Below are 17,343 nucleotides of genomic sequence, written 5' to 3' on the forward strand. Positions count from 1 at the left end.
TTTGGACTTAAGTCGGCGACGTTTATCTCGTACGGTTAAGATTAAGAACTCACGTTATGGTGGCGGAGTCTTCCGCCCGCAGTCGGGAAAGATGACATCGAGCCGCTGGGAATCTGAAGGTTGCGAGAGCGCCACGCAGTGACGGAAGCATCTGACCGCCGTTTAACGATCGAACCGGGGGAATCCGCCCCGGCAACAGCGAGACCCAAGAAACGCTTCTTCCATTTCACTCACTGCGGGCCATCGGAAACCTCCGGAGAGCTCGCCCGCACCGCGCAGCCCATCGGCCTCAGGATTCGGGATCGTGAGCCAGCCGCACGCGCCGGGGCATCAAACGTAGATGGCCGAATCCGATAACGAAGCGGTGGAGCGGGAGGCCGTGCCCGGCGCCGAGGCCGAAGACCCGCGCGATACCCTCGTGCGCGTCCTCGAAAGTATCAGCGATGGCTTTTTCACGCTCGACACGGATTGGTGTTTACGCTACATGAATGCGGCCGCGGAGCAACTGCTTGGCGGGCGCCGCCAGGATTTGCTTGGCCGGAAGAACTGGGAGATCTATCCGGACCTGCTCGGTACCATCGCCGAGCACGAATTCCGGCGCGCCGCAAGCGAACGCGTGCCGGTGGAATTCGAGATCTTCTACACGCCCTGGAGCCGGTGGTTCGCCGTGAAAGCTTATCCGGTTCAACCGGGCGGCATCTCGGTCTACTTCCGAGACATCACGGCGAGCAAAGAAGCGGACCTCCTGCTCCGCGAGAAGCAGCAGCGGCTCCAGGCAATGTATGAAGGCACGTACGAGTACATCGGATTGCTCACTCCGGATGGCACGCTCATCGAAGCGAATCGCTCTTCGCTGGAATTCACCGGCGCCACCCGTGAGGAAGTTCTGGGTCTGCCTTTTTGGGACACGCCTTGGTTCACCGCGACGCCGGGCGCGTCCGCAGCTGTGAGGGAGGCCGTGGCGCGCGCGGCCGCCGGTGAGTTCGTCCGGTTCGAGCTGACCGTGCGCCGGCCTTCGGGCGAGGCCTGGGACTTCGACGTGTCTTTTCACCCCGTCGTCAACGCCGACGGCAAAGTCGAATTGATTGTTCCCGAAGGCCGCAACATCACCGAACAGAATAAAGACAAGGAACGCCTGCGACAGCAGTGGCGCATGTTCGATACGGTTCTGTCAAATGTAGCGGACCTGCTCTACATTTTCGACCGCGAAGGGCGCTTCATGTATGTCAACCGCGCGGTGGTGGAACGATCGCAAAGACCGCTCGAAAGAACCATCGGGCGGACGGTTCTCGAAGTCGGATACCCTCCCGAACTCGGCGCGCGGCTGCGTCGGCAGATTCAACACGTCCTCGATACGGGGCAGCCGGTTCGCGATCAGACCCCCTGGCGGGCGCCCGACGGCGAGATCCGCTACTTCGAATACATTTATTCGCCGGTAAAGGATGCCGACGGCAGGGTTGAAGCGGTGGCGGGCACGACCCGCGATGTGACCGAACAAAAGCTCGCCGAGGAACGGGAGCTCAAACGCCAGGCGCAATTGCGCGACAGCGCCCGCCTCGAGAGCCTCGGCGTGCTCGCCGGTGGCATCGCCCATGATTTCAATAATTTGCTCACCGGCATCATGGGCAACGCAAGTCTTCTGGCCGAAACCGGCTCGGAAAACAACGATCCGGGCAGGGTGGTGCTCGCCCGCGAGATCTTGTCCGCCGCGGAACGCGCCGGCGAACTTACCCGGCAGATGCTGGCCTATTCCGGCAAAGGCAGCTTCATGATCGAGTCGATCGACCTGAACAGGTTGATTCGCGACAATATGGCGCCGCTGCGCGCATCGCTTTCGCGAAACGTCACCGTCGCGCTGGAACTCGATGACAATCCCTGTTTCATCGAAGCCGACCGGAATCAGATCCATCAAGTGGTCACGAACCTGGTAATTAACGCCGCGGAGGCGGCCGGCGAACTGCCGGGCAAGGTCACGATCCGTTCAGCCATCATCGAGCGGAAGCACTTCCAGTACAGCGAGTATCTCCACACCTCGGCGCCACCCGGAAACTACGCGCTGCTCGAGGTTCAGGACGCCGGCTGCGGCATGTCGGCCGAGACACTCAAGAAGATCTTCGATCCGTTCTTCACCACCAAATTTACAGGGCGCGGACTCGGGCTGGCCGCCGTACTCGGTATCGTCAGGGGCCACGGGGGCGATATTGACGTACAAAGCGAACTGGGCGCCGGTACTACTTTCCGTGTCTTCCTGCCCGCCTCGAAAGCGGCCGTTCAACCGGGCCGGAGCGGCAAGGGCGATACAGACGAACACGCGGAGAATCAAACGATATTGGTCGTCGACGATGAGCTGATGGTTCGCCGGGTGGGAAAGGCTGCGCTGGAGCGCGCGGGCTTTCGCGTGGTCACCGCGGCCGATGGCGCGGAGGCTCTCGAGGTGCTGCGCGGTGAACCGAACATTGCGGCCATTATCCTCGACCTCACCATGCCGGTGATGACCGGTGAAGAGGCTCTGCCCCTGATTCGTGAGCGGCATCCCCGGATCCCGGTACTTCTCTCGAGCGGCTTCAATGAAGCGGAAATTTCCCGCCGTTTCTCCGGGTCCGGAATCTCCGGCGTTCTTCCAAAGCCGTATACGGCCGCCACCATCGTTTCCATGGTCAGGACCTCAATCCGATCCAAAGCTTCTTAGGACCGGGCGGCCCTGGTGTCGGGAGAAGTTCTTGTTCTGTCCGCGACATGCCTGTTAACGATCCCGCCCAAGATACTCCCGAGCACGCGTGAACACGGCGCGGAACATCGGCTCCGTTAACCGGCCAGTAGAGGTATTCTGCTGGCTCGGATGATACGAGCAGATCAGCAGCGGTCCATCCTCTCTTAACCGGTACTCCGCGCCATGCGCGAACTTGGGAGTAACTTCAGTCGTTAACTTACCTCGCGCACGTTCGATCGCCAGGTAATCGTCAAACGCGATCTTACCCAGAGCGACTATCACTTTGACTCGCGTGAGCAGCCGCAATTCCCGCTCCAGCCACGAACGGCAGTTACGGATCTCGTCCGGCGTTGGCTTATTGTCCGGCGGAGCGCAGCGGACCGCGCTCGCGATTCGCGCGTCGATCAGAGTCAGCCCGTCGTCGCGCGACAAGCTTTCCGGTTGCGAGGCAAACCCGGTCTTATATAGAACGGGATAAAGGAACGCACCCGAACGATCCCCGGTAAATGCCCGTCCGGTGCGGTTCGCGCCGTGAGCGCCGGGAGCGAGCCCTAAGATCAGCAACCGCGCGTCACCCGGCCCGAAGGACGGAACGGGCCGTCCCCAATACGTCTCCGCAAGATATGCGCGGCGCTTCACCGCGGCGACTTCGCGGGTGTAAGCCGCCAGGCGCGGGCATCGCCGGCAGGCCACGATTCCGTCGGCCAGGGCAGCTAATTCGGCATTGTTAGAATCGGCCAGATGCCTTCTCCTTTTCGGCTTGATGGTCGGACCGCGCTGATCACCGGAGGCGCCAGCGGAATCGGCGCCGCCACTGCGAGGGTACTAACCGACGCCGGGGCCTCGGTCATTATTGTGGACCTCGATGAAGCCAAAGCCCGAGAGCTATCGGCATCGCTGGAACGGAGCAGTACCCGCTGCTTCGATATTACCGATGAGAGCGCCGTCGAACGCGAATTTGCGGCGATACCGAAGCTCGACATTCTGATCAACTGCGCCGGCATCGGGCTCGTCGGCAGCGTAACGGAAACCGGTCTGGCAGATTTCGAGCGGGTGTTCCGGGTCAACGTAACCGGAACATTCCTGGTGACGAAGCACGCCTTGCCACTGCTTCTCAAGAACCGGGGGGCTATCGTGAACATCGGTTCGGTGGCGGGGATGATCGGCGTGAAACGGCGGTTCGCGTACTGCGCGACCAAAGGCGCGGTGCTGGCCATGACCCGGCAGCTCGCCGTGGATTATCCGACCGAACTGCGGGTGAATTGCATCTCACCCGGCACGGTTGAAACGCCCTTCGTGGAGGGATATTTGCATAAATACCACGCGCACGAGCTGGAGAAAATGCGCGAAGAATTGAACGCGCGGCAGCCGATCGGGCGGCTGGGGAGGCCCGAAGAGATCGCGTATCTCGCTCTCTATATGTGCTCGGCCGAATCCGATTTCATGAACGGGGCGGTGGTTCCGATCGACGGAGGATGGACCGCGGCATAGCTAGATCCTGCTTTTGAAGACGTTGTAATATGAATTCCGCAGAAGTCGGGAAACAGAAAACGCTGAAAACACGTCGATTTCGGCCAGCGCATATTGACGAGACGCACCCTTTTCATACACACTACTGTTATTCCCGGTGCTCCCCGGGTTTAAAATCTTGTCTAGAGCTCTGGCGCTCTTGGCACCTCTCGGCTTTGTCGGATTCTTCACTGACGCTCAGAATCATGGAAATCACCCGATTTAAATCGTGCATTGGGCGGCTGGTCCTTTTTGCGGCGATGCTCACGTTCCTGGGCAGCTTCGCCCAAGCCGCGGTCGCAGTCAAACATCACAAACACATTGCGCCTCAGGCAGCGAAGGCATCCGTCAAAGCGCGTAAGACGACGCATGCCCGCACGTCGCGCGTCGCTTCCTCCCACAGCCGTCATTCGAGGACGCTTACCGCGCGCGGCCGCCGCGGCCGTCATGTGTGGGCGCAAACGTGGGATGAGCCGACCTACGCCAACTCCACCGATGGAGACAACGTGGATGGCGACGACCTGAACATCCGCCGTGCGGCCGTCGAGGCGCTGGGACCTTATAACGGGTCGATCGTAGTCGTCAATCCCGATAACGGCCGGGTAATGGCGATGGTGAATCAGAAGCTCGCCCTGGGCGCCGGGTTTCAGCCCTGTTCCACCATCAAGCTCACGGTTGCTTTAGCCGGACTCAAAGAAAATCTCGTACAGCAGCCGGCGATCCTCAAAGTCACCCGCCGCGCCCCGATGGACCTGACGCAAGCCATCGCCCGCTCCAACAATTTCTATTTCGCAACGCTCGGCACGAAACTTGGTTACGATCGTGTTGCGCAGTATGCGCACGAATTCGGCTACGGTGAGAAGGCCGGGCTTAACATTCCGGGTGAACAAGCCGGTTATTTCCCGCCGGCTCCTCCCAAGAATGGCGGCGTGGGAATGCTGACCAGCTTCGGGGAGGAGATCAAGCAGACGCCTCTTGAACTCGCGGCTCTGGTGAGCGCCATCGCGAACGGCGGCAAGCTGTGGTATCTGCAGTATCCACGGACGCAAGAAGAGGTCAAGAATTTCCAGCCGAAGCTGAAACGAACGCTCGACATCGCCAACCTGATCCCCGAGATCAAACCCGGCATGCAGGGCGCCGTGGAGTTCGGAACCGCGCGCCGCGCCAAGCAGGACCAGCCGATTCTTGGCAAGACGGGGACCTGCAGCCAGGGCGGGACGCGCCTGGGCTGGTTCGGTTCGTATAACGACGTGGGACAGAACAAGCTCGTGGTGGTCGTGATGTTGACCGGCGGACGTCCTTCAGTCGGACCGATGGCGGCGGGCGTAGCGGGGGACGTCTACCGGCATCTTACAGAAAACAAAGTCCTCACGATGGGCCAGAAGTTTACACCCGGTTCGTTGGTAGCGACCCAGATCTGCTGCGGCCATTAGCCCGCTTTTACGTCCTTTTTGCCCTTACAGAACTATTACAACGCCCAAGGCTTTCCGTTGATAGCTTGGGATTGTCTCCCATGCCGACTCCTCAGCCGATCCCCATCGTTTCCACTTCCGAGAAACCGAATTGGGGAATCATTATTTTCTTAATCGTTTTTCACGCGGGCGCAATCGCCGCGTTGTTCTTCTTCAGTTGGAAAGCGATCGCTGTTGCCTTCGTTCTCAACTGGATGGCGCTTTGCTTCGGGATCGGAATGTCTTACCACCGGCTTCTGACGCACCGCTCGTATAAAGTCCCGAAGCCGATCGAATATTTTCTGGCGGTCTGCGCGACGCTAGCTCTCGAAGGCGGACCGATTTTCTGGGTCGCCACGCACCGCGTCCACCATCAGTTTGCCGATAAGCCGGGCGATCCGCATTCCCCGCATGAGGGCGGCTGGTGGGCCCACGTGGGTTGGATCATGGTCGGTGAATCGAAGCACTCCAACACCGCGATGATGGCGAAGTTCGCACCGGATCTGGCGCGCGATCCGATCTATCGATTTATCAACAAATGGCACTACATGCCGACCGTCATTATCGGTCTGGCGCTGTTCGCCGGAGGCGGCTGGCCGATGCTGCTGTGGCCGATCTTCTTCCGCATCTGCGTGGGCCTGCACTCGACCTGGCTGGTTAACTCGGCCACTCACATGTGGGGTTCGCGGCGCTTCGACACGCGCGACGATTCAACCAACAGCTGGTGGGTCGCGCTGCTCACGTTCGGCGAAGGCTGGCATAACAATCACCACGCGCATCCCGTATCCGCGCGTCACGGCCTGGCGTGGTACGAACTCGATATCACCTGGCTGCACATCCTGCTGCTGAAGAAGCTGGGAATCGCGAAGAACGTCAAGACCGTCACCGCCAACACCAGATTGCCGGAACGCGCCGCCGCTGCGTAGACTGTTAGTTGATGACGATGGCGGGGTATCGCCGGTCGAAGGTAGTCTGGATCGTCGTCGGAGTCTGCATTGTTGCGCTGGCCGCCGCGCTCAACGTCGGCTGGATTATCACGTACTGGAAAACGGGCCTCCTGATGATCACGGGAGTGCTCGTTTTCGCGTTGATCATCACCGGTGTGGTGCTGAACACGATCTTCCTGGTCCGGGAGATCAAGCGCAATGAGCAGCACGATGCCTTCATCAACGCGGTCACTCACGAGCTGAAGACCCCCATCGCGTCCATCCGGCTCTACCTCGAAACCCTCCAACAACGTCCGGTGGACGAAGCGCACCGCTTCGAGTTTTACGGCATCATGCTGGAAGATACCGACCGTCTTCTCGGCACTGTCGAGCAGGTGTTGCGCGCCGGACAAGCGCGTGGGGCGAGCGCGCACCGCGAGCGCGTGAACATGCCTGAACTGGTGGCCGAATGCGTGGAACTCGCGCGCACCCGCCACCGGCTGGATGAGAAAGCGGTCGCGTTCCGCGCACCTAGCGATTCAGCCGAAATCCTGGGAGCGCCGGACGAGCTCCGTACCGCTGTGACCAACCTGCTCGACAACGCGATCAAGTATTCCGGGCAAGCGGTCCACATCGATGTGGCTTGCGAGAAGCCGGACGACGCGAAGGTGCTGGTGCGGGTGCGGGATCAGGGCGTGGGGATATCGAGGAACGAATTGAAGCGCATCTTCGGACGGTTCTATCGAGTTCCGGGAGGGATCGCGAGCCGTGTGAAAGGCACCGGGCTCGGCCTGTTCATCGTCCGATCCGTGGCCCGCCGCCATGGGGGACGCGCGTTCGCGGAGAGCGCCGGCATCGGATTTGGAAGCACGTTCACCCTCCAGTTTCCGGCGGCGCCCCGCAATGAGTGAGGCGACGCCGCGCATCCTCATCGTGGAAGATGAAGCGCACTTGGCGAACGGACTTCGGTTCAATCTGGAAGCCGAAGGATACGTTGCGAAGATCGCGGAGACGGGGGAAGCCGCGCTGCAGGAAGCGAGTGAGTTCGACTTGCTGATTCTGGACGCCATGCTCCCCGGCATCGACGGATTTCAGGTCGTAAGCACACTGCGCGAACGGGGGAGCTTCATGCCGGTCCTGATGCTGACCGCCCGCGGGAGGCCGGACGACATCGTGCAAGGGTTTAGCGCGGGTGCCGACGATTATCTGCCCAAGCCGTTCGATCTCGCCATCCTGCTGGCGCGCGTCAACGGACTGCTGCGCCGCTCTTCCTGGCAGCGGCACAACGCGGACGACGCGGTCACGATCGGCGACCGCGTAATCGATTTCCGAGCGATGGAGATCCGCCACGGAGAACGCAAGTATCTGCTCACGTTGATGGAAACCAATCTCCTGCGTTTCCTTCTGAACCATAGCGGTGAAGCCGTCTCGCGCAAGCGGCTGCTCGAAGAAGTCTGGGGTGTTCGCGAGGATACGGATACGCGGGCCATCGATAACTTCATCGTGCGCTTGCGGAAGTATCTTGAAGAGGAGCCGACGCATCCGCGACACCTGCTCACGGTTCGCGGGGTGGGATATCGTTTCGATCCGTAGCGCGTTTATTCTGTGATATGGCCCAAGTGACTATTCCCGCCGAAACCCGGCGCAAGATCGAATCCGTCCGCAACCAGTTACTCGACTTCCACAAGCTGCTGATGGACGGGCAGCGGGCGGAGTACGAACGCGATCACGGCCCCGTCCGCTCGCCCGGCGAGTATCTGGACCTGGTGCTGAACCACTCCGACTTCGAATGGCTGCGGCAGCTCTCCGGCTTGATTGTTGCCATTGACGAGATGCTCGCACCGCGCAGCACCGCCGGGGCTGCGGAAGCCGACGCGGCCGTCCGCGACCTGGAGGCGCTCATGAACGAGAACGCCGAGGGTAAGTTTCAGCAGCGCCTTCGCGTGGTGCTGGGGCGATCCACCGAAGCGGCGAACGCCCACTCTCAGATCCTGAGCGCGCTTACAGACTGATCGCTTTCTTCTCCCGGCACGACTGATAGACCGCCATGAGAATGCGGATGTCGCGCAACCCTTCTTCGCCGGAGCTTTTCGGTTGCTTGTTGTCGACGATGCAGTCGGCCAGGTGATCGCCTTCGCGCGTGAACTGAAGGGGATTGTGGTCTTCCACAGTGGCATCTTTGCCGTTGATTGAAAGCTTCAGGCCGTCGTAGCTGTAAGCGGGCTCCATCTCGACCTTGCCCTTCGATCCGTAAACGCGGAACCAGCCTCCGGTATTCGTCCCGAAACTGGTGTTGCAGGTGGTGAGCAAACCGGAGGGGAAGCGCATCGACCACACCAGGTTCTCTTCCACGGTTTCGAAGCGGCCGTCATGATCGATCACGGCGGAGCGGCCGTCGACTTCAGCCGGTTCCTCGCCGGACATGAGGCGGCAGGCTTGCAGGCAATAGATACCGACGTCCATCAACGGTCCGCCGCCGGATAGCTTCTTATCCGTACGCCATTCGTTCTGACCGATGTTGAAGCCGAAGGAGGCGTCGATGAGTTCGATCTTCCCGATCTCGCCGTTGCGGATGGCTTGGATGGCCTTGAGGTAGTTCGGCTCATACTGGCAGCGGTACGCGATGAGCAGCTTGCGATTCGCGGCGTTCGCGGCGCCGATCATTTGCTTACATTCGGCAACGCTGACGGCCATTGGCTTCTCGCAGAGGACATGCTTGCCCGCACGCGCCGAACGGACCGTGTACTCGGCGTGCATGCTGTTCGGCAGCGCCACGTAGACGGCGTCGACGTCGCTGTTGGAGGTCATGCGCTTATCGAAGTCTTCATACGTGTAGATGCTGGTTTCCGGCACGTTGTACTGCTTGGCGACCCTCTCGGCTTTGTCCCGGTGGCCGCTGACCAGGCCCGTGATGCGGCACTTATCGCTCTTGAGTACGCCGGGCATGAATTCGTTCATCGAGATGCGGCCCAGGCCGATGATGCAGTATCCGATCTTGCGGCCACCGGTTTGCTGGCCGCGCGCGGCGAGGGCGGAAGCGGCGGCCGCGACGAAGGTTCTTCGAGAGATTGCCATCGCGACTAGGATACCGGTTCGCCATCGTGCGCCACAATGGCGGTATGCGGCGCGCCGTTATCCTCGTCGGCTTGGTCGGAGCCGCGTGCGTGCTCGCCCAGCGTATCGACTTCGAGGGACACGACGATGGTCCCCCTCCCAACTTTCCAGCTACCGGTGAGTTTCATTTCGTCCGCCTCGAGTACGACGATCTGCCCCAATATCACCGCCGGTGGGGCTACGCCTCGCGTTCCGGCCAGGGCAACGGCTGGTGGATCGTCGATTGGCCCGATGCCGAGAATCACTTCACCTCCGGTGTCGAGCGCCTCACCCGAGTCGCCTCCGCTGTCCCGCTACACATGCGGCTGGCCGACGATCGTATCTTCGATAACCCCTGGATCTACGCGACGCAAGCGGGCTGGTGGGACCTGAGCGATGCCGAGACTGCGCGCTTACGCGAGTACCTTCTTCGCGGCGGCTTTCTGGTGGTCGACGACTTCTGGGGCGAACAGCAGTGGGATACCTTCCGCGAAACCATGTCGCGCGTCTTGCCCAACCGCCCGATCCTCGATATCGAAATGGATGACTCCGTAATGCATGTCGTCTTCGATATCGCGGAGAAAGACCTTTCTTTCATCCCCGGCACGCGCCATCTTCGTATGGGAGCCGAGGGCTCAGTCGAAGTTCATCAACCCGAAGGTACCGCGCCCGCCTGGCGATCCCTCCGCGACGATCACGGCCGGATGCTTGTCGCCGTCAACTTCGACACCGATGTCGGCGACGCCTGGGAGTATGCCGATTCCCCGCAGTATCCGGAACATATGACCGAGTTAGCCTACCGCTACGGGATTAACTACCTGGTCTACGCCATGACTCACTAAGCCCGACTCATAAAGCCGGACTCACTAAGTCGCTACGGCGCCTGCAGCAGCATCTCACTGTCTCTTCGCCCAATCATTCGTCGGATCGATTTGAAGAATGGCATCGAGATCCATTAATTCGCTCTTCGGATTATATTTAAGGTTGTCCCATTATTTAACCTTTGTTGAACAATATGTCAACGACTAAAAACCCGTCGACAGAGTTGCGGCAGTTGCGTGTTCTGGCCGACCCGCTGCGCGTGCGGATCCTCCGCGCGCTTGCGCACGAGCCTCGCACCACCGCTCAGGTCGCTGAACTGTTAGGGGAGAATGACACGCGACTTTACCACCATGTCCGCGCGCTGGAACGGGTCAACCTGATTCGGCTGGTCGAAACGCGCCCCAAGCGCGGCACGACGGAGAAGTACTACCAGGCGGTCCCGCCGGAGGTCAACAAACGATCGTCCCGCCGCGGCGCTGCGGATCTGGCGCCCCTTCTGAATGCGCTCCTCGATATGGCGCGGTACGACGTCCTGGTTCATCTTCCGTCCGCCGGCGAAGAGGGCGCGGAATCTACAGGGATTCTGGCGCTGCGACTCGTTCTTCACGGCAATGCGCAGAATCGGGCAGCGATGCGCGCGCGCGTTGCCAAGTTGTTTCAGCAGCTCGCGCAAAAGGAATCGAAACGCAAGATCAAGCCGGACGACGAGGCTTATGCTCTTACCGCCATCCTTAGTCCGACCGGCGAAAGTAAGCCCCGAACTAAGTGACCCGCTTCTTATGCCGCACCACACGATGCGCGGCTACCGGCTTGATCTGCGCCCCCAGAGCCGCTCTCTGTATAGGCGGCGCCGGGATCTCATCATCCCCCGCCTGCAACTTGTCTGAACTTCCATAGATCTGCCGGTACACCGCCGCATTTCGAATTACAGCCTGTACATATTCGCGCGTCTGGGTAATGGGGATCGACTCAACAAACTCGGCCGGCTCGCGATAGCTATACCAAGAGAGCCACTCCTTCACCCGGCTGGCGCCCGCGTTATAGGAAGCCAGAGTCTGCTCCCAGTGTCCGTTCCATTGATCGAGTAACTCGCGGATGTAAGAAGTACCCAGTCTTAGATTCGTCTCCGGCTGGTACAGCATATTCGGCGAGTACCAATGAATCCCCTGGTGTTGCGCCAGCATACGCCCCGTAGCCGGAACGATCTGCGTCAGTCCATAAGCATTCGCGTAAGAGTGCGCGCTCGGATTGAACTCCGACTCCTGCCGGATCAGCGCCGCCACCATGAAGGGATCGATGTTCTGCCGCCGCGAACTGGCGACGAGAGCGCCCTGGTAGGGCAGTGGGAACAACATCTCCCAAAACGGCTTTGGCGCCTCATCGACCGCAGTCGATAGATAGTCCGGCGCGAGCGCCTTCATATGGCGCAGACTCAGATAGGGGGCAGCGTCGGTCCGCGCGAGTTCAATAGCGAGTAAGTGGGCCTGTCCATCGGTCTTCGCCGCAAACCGCACTTCGCTATCGGCGAGGTCGCCCCGCCCCGCGGCAACCAGCAGACGCACGCGCTCGATCCTGTTTTTCGTCGCATCGCCGGGAGTCTGGCTCGTGTAGTCGGCGTGCGACGGGAACTCGACGGTATCGAGCCACGCCGTCACCTTATCTGAAGGCGTCGCGCTCGCGACTGTACTTTGCGTCAGATGTTCACGCGCCAGCACCGCGTAATAGAAGTTTGGAAACTCCTTGTCCAGCCGTTCGTAGTAAGCACGGGCCGCCGCGGGATCGTTGTCCCGCTCGGCCATTCGCCCCAGATAGTAGAGCGCCGTTGCCGCCTTGTTATCGCCGGGATAGTGCTCGACCTGCTCTTTCAGCAGATCCTGCGCGTCTTTATGATTCGCCAGATACGCGTCCCACGTGATCTTCCAGTGGCAATAAGCCGTGGCCGAGTCCGATGGAAACGTCTCCCACGCGGCGCGATACAACGGCTCGTACTTCGCCGCCTGGTTCGTCATTAAATAACGGTTCCCCGCCGATACCAGAGCTTTCAGACGCCAAACGGAGCGCTCATGATGACGCCCGAGTTCCTTGATGGCATCCATCATCTCGTCATCGCGATCCATGCGGCGCGCGCACTCCTCGATGTAATACCAGCGCTCCGCGTCGGCCTCGTCATTGTCGACCTTGAGCGATTGCAGATAGGAATGCGCGCCGCGGTAATCTCCGGCCGCGAGCTGCGCCGCGCCGACACGCACCCGCGCCTGGTCCCGTTCAAGTCCCGTAAGCTGACCGACCAGGGCGTCGAATTCCACGCGTGCTTTGCCGTATTCCCTGGCTTTGATCCAGCCTTCGCCGCGCTCCAGATACATCTCGGGGCGCGCTGCCGGGTAATTCGTACCAAGCGACTGTTTCAAACGCGCCAGCGCGTTGGAGGCATCCGCCGCCATCGGAGTCGCCGGATATAAGAAATAGACGCGCTGGTAGTAAGTGGCGGCCAGTACCCCGTCCCCGGTTGCATCGTAGGCTAGGGCGAGGGCGTAATCGCCTTCGGGCTGCGGCAGCGCCGCGTCGTCTTCGCGCAGCTTCGCGATCGAGGTCTTCAGCGCATCGGGGTTCCCGGCGCCGGATTTCAGTCGTTCCTGGGCCGCGATCACGACCGCCTTCGCCAGCAGCGGCGAGCGCAAATCCCGGAAAACGGCGAGGTCGCCCAAGGTGTCGAGAGCGGCAGCTTGATCGCCCTGAGCATCCTGGGCCGCGGCAAGATAGTAAGTTCCGTAGTCGCCCAGCTCCGGGACCTGAGTTCGGGCTCGCGCCAGACTCGGAATCGCTGCCGGATAGTCCTTCTGCTCGAAGTGCTCGATCCCTTCGGCCAGCGGAGCGAGTTGCGCGGTGGAGACCCTCGCGGGGGCGTGCGTTTGATGCGGCCCCGAAGCGGACTTGGGGGACGTCCCGCTTGTGCGCGCGCGCGAAGCCTTGGCTTTCACCGGACCGGGGTGCGCCGTGGACCCGGCGGCGGTCTTCTTCTTTTTCGTGGCCCCATGTAAGACCGGGCACATCACGATCAATAGGATTGAAAGAACCCGAAGGACCTGGCTGTTGTTCACTTAAGACCTCATCGCCTCTCTCAACTAAAGTTCACTTCAAGGGACCCGGAAAGCCCGCACCGAGCCGGCGATCATCATCGCCCGCAAGCCCTCGCACCATCTCCAGATACAAGTAATCGACCATGGTGGGCGATTTCGAGAGGTACTCGCGGCGAAATTCTTCGCGCGCCTGATCGATCGGCGCGCTGACGGCGCTATAGATTTCCCGCTTATCGAAGCCGCGGCGCAGGGCCGTCTCATGGGCCAGCCGCAACTCCGCAATTTTCACTCGCGCGAATCGCTGCGCCTTCCGGTGCAGCGCCTGCTCGTCCGCGGTCAAATCCGCCCAACCTTTCGGTTGCCCCGCTGACTCTCCGGACATACCCTCAGACGCACCACCGCTCGGCGGCGTTCCCGGGGCAGCGATAGCGACCAGGTCCGTGCGCCGCGCCGGAGCAGCTGGTATTAAGGTCTCCCACCGGAGGGCGGCTACGTTGGCTAACAATTCCAGCGCCGCAGCCTCGGTGACTCCACTTACAAACAGCACTCCGTGAACGGCGCCGCGGACCGTCAGCGGGTAGAGGTGGACCCGTTCCTCCGTCTCACGGTCGAGGCATTCCGCCAGCGCGTCGGAGATTTCGGCAGCGGTTCCGAGCGCTACAACCGGATCGCCGGTCTCAATCGCGGCCTGAAACGCAGCAGCCGCATTCGGCGCGAACGTAAGCGGCAGAGCGCCCATTCGACGCGCCGCAATCACCTCAGCGTCTCCCGCGGCTCTGAACACAACCACGGCGGAACGCGCGCCAAACGGAGCCGCGAGCTCCACCAGCAATGCCGCGCTCTCCGCAACGGTTGGCGCGTTCCGCAGCCTTCGCAGGCCCTGGTTTAGATCCTCAGCGAGCCTCGTCCGCGCGTTACTCGCAGCCGTCTTGGCGTGCAAATCGCGCTCGGCTGCGGTCATTTGTTCCATTTCGCTGAGCAGCGCTTCGAATCGCGCGCGCGCTACCGCTTGCCGGCTCTCGAACCCGCTTTCCATCGCTAAATCTATGTTAGGACAGATTCACGCTATGCCGTGCCATTCTGCCATGATCGGGTTGCACAAAACGCAGTTCGAAGAACGCGCTACCGTTCTCTCATGGACAAATTTCTTTCCGGTAAGACAGCTGTCGTGACCGGCGGCACTCGCGGCATCGGCTACGCCATCGCCGAGTCACTTGCCGACGCCGGCGCGGAAGTGCTGATCTGCGGCCGCACCGAAACCAGTGTGAACGACGCCGTCGAACGCCTCCGATCCGACACCGGTTCGCAATCGATCGAAGGCCGCGCCACCGACGTGTCGATTTGGCACGAAGTGTTCGAGCTTTTCCAATTTGCGGACCGGAAATGGCACAAACTCGATGTGCTGGTCAACAACGCGGGCGTCGGAATCTTCGCGCCGGTGGCGGATCTGACGCCCGACGATTGGCACAAAGTCATCGATCTGAATCTCAGTGGACTGTACTATTGCTGCCATGCCGCGCTCCCGCTTTTGCGCGCCGCGGGCGACTCTTACGTATTCAATATTTCAAGCCTCGCCGGCCGCAATCCATTCGCCGGAGGCGCCGCTTATAATGCATCCAAATTCGGCGTAAACGGTTTCACCGAAGCGCTGATGTTGGATCATCGTAACGACGGCTTAAGAGTCACTTCGATCATGCCTGGCAGTGTTGCGACGGATTTCGGGCATGTTCCCGGACAGGGTGGAAACGACGACTGGAAGATTCAACCGAGGGACATCGCGGACGTCGTGATGGCTTTGCTGCGCTTGCCGCCGCGTTCGTTAGTGAGTCGGGTCGAGATGCGCCCGAGCCGTCCGCCGAAAAAGTAACTTAGCTTGCTGCTAAATCACACATGTTCGCGTCCGCGTCTGACGGAAGTCAGCATGCAATCAGTACTTACCGAACGGTTCCTAATGAATGTTTCGTAACGCTCCTTACGCGATGGCAACCCGCGTGCTTTTAAAGGAGTCAACAACGGTGAGAGTTGATGTCGACGCTTTGGACACCAAAGAGCCGCGGGGAGAAAAACACGATGCTGCGCACAGCGAAACGCTTAGATCCGACGCAAACGGGCCACGACGCGGAGAAACTGAATCACGACCTGTTCAGGCGCATCGTCGGGCAGGATGATGCGATTTCGCAAATCGTCAGCTTATATCAGACGTTCTTAGCCGGAATGGCGAGCCCCGGGCGTCCCGTCGGGAACCTTCTGTTCCTCGGACCAACCGGTTCCGGTAAGACCCGGATGGTCGAAGCTGTCGCTGAATCGCTCGTCGGTGACATGCGCGCCGTAATTAAGATTGACTGCGCGGAATTTCAACATAGTCACGAGATTGCAAAACTAATCGGCTCACCTCCGGGGTATCTCGGCCACCGCGAAACGCATCCGCTGCTCAGCCAGGAAGTGTTGAACCAATACCACACGGATCGGGTCAAAGTCAGCTTCGTGCTCTTCGACGAGATCGAAAAGGCCAGCGACTCTTTGTGGAACCTGCTCCTCGGCATCCTCGATAAGGCGACGTTGACGTTGGGCGACAATCGGCGAGTTGATTTTTCCCGCGCGATGATTTTCATGACCAGCAATCTAGGCGCGCACGAGATGAACTCGATCTTGATGCCAAAGCTCGGCTTCCAGGCGTGCAACGCTTCCGCCCAGAACACCGGCCGCACGGATGAAAAGATGTGCGACAAGATTACGAAATCCGCGGTGGAAGCAGCCCGCCGCAAGTTTACCCCTGAGTTCATGAACCGCATCGATAAGGTGATCGTGTTTAAGCCGCTCGGGACGCCGGAGCTCGAAAAGATACTTGACATCGAATTGAATGCGGTGCAGCAACGCGTGTTCTCCTCTCCTGCCTCTTCGCCGTTCGTCTTCACCCTTACCGCGGCTGCGAAACAGTTCCTTTTGACGGAAGGAACCGATCTGAAATACGGCGCACGCCACTTGAAGCGCGCAATCGAGCGATCGCTGGTTTATCCGCTGTCGAACCTCGTCGCCAGCTGCCAGCTAATGGGCGGCGATCTGGTCAAGATCGATTTCGACGAGGCTCTGGGGATCCTCTCGTTCGTTAAGGAAGCTGAAAATCTACCGGCTTACGCGATGGCTCAAATGGTGGATCACTCGATCACCATGCCCGCTAACGCCGCAGCCGCGATACACGAATTCGAACTTCCGAAGGTTGCCGGCGCGAAGTCGCGCCGGGCCTGAGTTTCGTACTCGTCTAACGACGCGGGGAGCGGGTCGCGTCTTCGTTTAGATATTGTTCCCTGTGCGCGGTCTTCGTCGAAAATGGCTGCAACATATGCTGTTCCACCCCGATAGGGTCAACGCGGAGGACCCTCCCTTTCGGTCGGGCTCGGAGTGGGGCTGTACGGCTCACTCGGTATACCCGGTGTCCGGCGCAGTAGAATTAGCTACTCGTCCCGACGACCTTAGCGCAAGTGAAGTCACTTGCTTCCCACTCCGTGGGGCGCTTGGTCTCGATGGTCACCATTGTTCCCGAGAAGTCCGGGAAGGTGAAGGTGACGCCTTCGTTATAAGTCGCCGCGGTCTCTCGCAGGAAGTTCATGGCGATGCACTCGCCCAGGGCAAGGGAAGCGCTGGAATCGGAGCGCCAGTGTACGCCGGCCATATTGCGCGAGTTGGCGATGTCTCCGGCCAGCTTGTTGAGTTCTCCCCAAATGGTTAGCGTGCTCGCGTCGCCGGTCCACGGCACT

The 17,343-nt window shown here is 60.5% G+C and carries 15 protein-coding genes and 1 pseudogene; 11 read left to right on the forward strand and 5 right to left on the reverse strand.

The window, feature by feature from the left end:
• Nucleotides 1–340 precede the first annotated feature (340 nt).
• Nucleotides 341–2,689 (forward strand): hybrid sensor histidine kinase/response regulator, encoded by a 2,349-nt coding sequence (locus tag H1Y01_RS09910; RefSeq protein WP_180540358.1) that lies wholly within the window; start codon nucleotides 341–343, stop codon nucleotides 2,687–2,689.
• 54 nt (nucleotides 2,690–2,743) lie between these two features.
• On the opposite strand, the gene H1Y01_RS09915 is transcribed toward H1Y01_RS09910, so the two are convergent.
• Complete coding sequence (locus tag H1Y01_RS09915; protein WP_257644435.1) at nucleotides 2,744–3,403, reverse strand: uracil-DNA glycosylase; 660 nt, start codon at nucleotides 3,401–3,403, stop codon at nucleotides 2,744–2,746.
• 48 nt (nucleotides 3,404–3,451) lie between these two features.
• Here H1Y01_RS09915 and H1Y01_RS09920 point away from each other — a divergent pair, with 48 nt between their 5' ends.
• The 6 genes from H1Y01_RS09920 (at nucleotide 3,452) to H1Y01_RS09945 (ending at nucleotide 8,608) form a co-directional block, all read left to right on the forward strand.
• Nucleotides 3,452–4,201 (forward strand): SDR family NAD(P)-dependent oxidoreductase, encoded by a 750-nt coding sequence (locus tag H1Y01_RS09920; protein ID WP_180540359.1) that lies wholly within the window; start codon nucleotides 3,452–3,454, stop codon nucleotides 4,199–4,201.
• A 224-nt stretch (nucleotides 4,202–4,425) separates the two neighbouring features.
• On the forward strand, nucleotides 4,426–5,652 hold the full coding sequence (locus H1Y01_RS09925; RefSeq protein WP_180540360.1) for a penicillin-binding transpeptidase domain-containing protein: 1,227 nt from the start codon (nucleotides 4,426–4,428) through the stop codon (nucleotides 5,650–5,652).
• A gap of 80 nt (nucleotides 5,653–5,732) precedes the next feature.
• Entirely contained in the window at nucleotides 5,733–6,596 is an 864-nt protein-coding gene (locus H1Y01_RS09930) for an acyl-CoA desaturase (RefSeq protein WP_180540361.1), read from the forward strand.
• Nucleotides 6,597–6,607: 11 nt separating this feature from the next.
• Complete coding sequence (locus tag H1Y01_RS09935) at nucleotides 6,608–7,507, forward strand: sensor histidine kinase (protein ID WP_180540372.1); 900 nt, start codon at nucleotides 6,608–6,610, stop codon at nucleotides 7,505–7,507.
• Entirely contained in the window at nucleotides 7,500–8,189 is a 690-nt protein-coding gene (locus H1Y01_RS09940) for a response regulator transcription factor (RefSeq protein WP_180540362.1), read from the forward strand. Before H1Y01_RS09935 ends, H1Y01_RS09940 begins: the two co-directional genes overlap by 8 nt.
• 17 nt (nucleotides 8,190–8,206) lie before the next feature.
• The gene (locus H1Y01_RS09945) at nucleotides 8,207–8,608 is read left to right on the forward strand and encodes a hypothetical protein (RefSeq protein ID WP_180540363.1); all 402 of its coding nucleotides are present in this window, start codon (nucleotides 8,207–8,209) and stop codon (nucleotides 8,606–8,608) included.
• Here the strand turns inward: H1Y01_RS09945 and H1Y01_RS09950 are convergent.
• The gene (locus tag H1Y01_RS09950; protein WP_180540364.1) at nucleotides 8,598–9,671 is read right to left on the reverse strand and encodes a Gfo/Idh/MocA family protein; all 1,074 of its coding nucleotides are present in this window, start codon (nucleotides 9,669–9,671) and stop codon (nucleotides 8,598–8,600) included. The genes H1Y01_RS09945 and H1Y01_RS09950 overlap by 11 nt on opposite strands.
• Here H1Y01_RS09950 and H1Y01_RS09955 point away from each other — a divergent pair.
• Entirely contained in the window at nucleotides 9,665–10,531 is an 867-nt protein-coding gene (locus H1Y01_RS09955) for a DUF4159 domain-containing protein (protein WP_180540365.1), read from the forward strand. The genes H1Y01_RS09950 and H1Y01_RS09955 overlap by 7 nt on opposite strands.
• A 173-nt stretch (nucleotides 10,532–10,704) precedes the next feature.
• Nucleotides 10,705–11,280 carry an ArsR/SmtB family transcription factor gene (locus tag H1Y01_RS09960; protein ID WP_180540366.1) on the forward strand — a complete coding sequence of 192 codons (576 nt, stop codon included), beginning with the start codon at nucleotides 10,705–10,707 and terminating at the stop codon, nucleotides 11,278–11,280.
• Here the strand turns inward: H1Y01_RS09960 and H1Y01_RS09965 are convergent.
• Nucleotides 11,273–13,609: a transglycosylase SLT domain-containing protein gene (locus H1Y01_RS09965; RefSeq protein ID WP_180540367.1), complete on the reverse strand. Its 2,337-nt coding sequence runs from the start codon at nucleotides 13,607–13,609 to the stop codon at nucleotides 11,273–11,275. The genes H1Y01_RS09960 and H1Y01_RS09965 overlap by 8 nt on opposite strands.
• A 31-nt stretch (nucleotides 13,610–13,640) precedes the next feature.
• The gene (locus tag H1Y01_RS09970; RefSeq protein ID WP_180540368.1) at nucleotides 13,641–14,624 is read right to left on the reverse strand and encodes a hypothetical protein; all 984 of its coding nucleotides are present in this window, start codon (nucleotides 14,622–14,624) and stop codon (nucleotides 13,641–13,643) included.
• 99 nt (nucleotides 14,625–14,723) lie between these two features.
• Between H1Y01_RS09970 and H1Y01_RS09975 the strand changes: the two genes are divergently transcribed.
• A complete protein-coding gene (locus H1Y01_RS09975) occupies nucleotides 14,724–15,455 on the forward strand; it encodes an SDR family oxidoreductase (protein ID WP_180540369.1) in 732 nt (243 codons plus the stop codon).
• 203 nt (nucleotides 15,456–15,658) lie between these two features.
• Nucleotides 15,659–16,834: an AAA family ATPase gene (locus tag H1Y01_RS09980; RefSeq protein ID WP_180540370.1), complete on the forward strand. Its 1,176-nt coding sequence runs from the start codon at nucleotides 15,659–15,661 to the stop codon at nucleotides 16,832–16,834.
• 202 nt (nucleotides 16,835–17,036) lie between these two features.
• On the opposite strand, the pseudogene H1Y01_RS09985 reads toward H1Y01_RS09980, so the two are convergent.
• Nucleotides 17,037–17,343: pseudogene (locus H1Y01_RS09985) on the reverse strand (hypothetical protein); the annotation flags it as partial.

It is taken from the genome of Nevskia soli, assembly GCF_903970205.1.
Taxonomy (GTDB): domain Bacteria; phylum Acidobacteriota; class Terriglobia; order Bryobacterales; family Bryobacteraceae; genus Bog-113.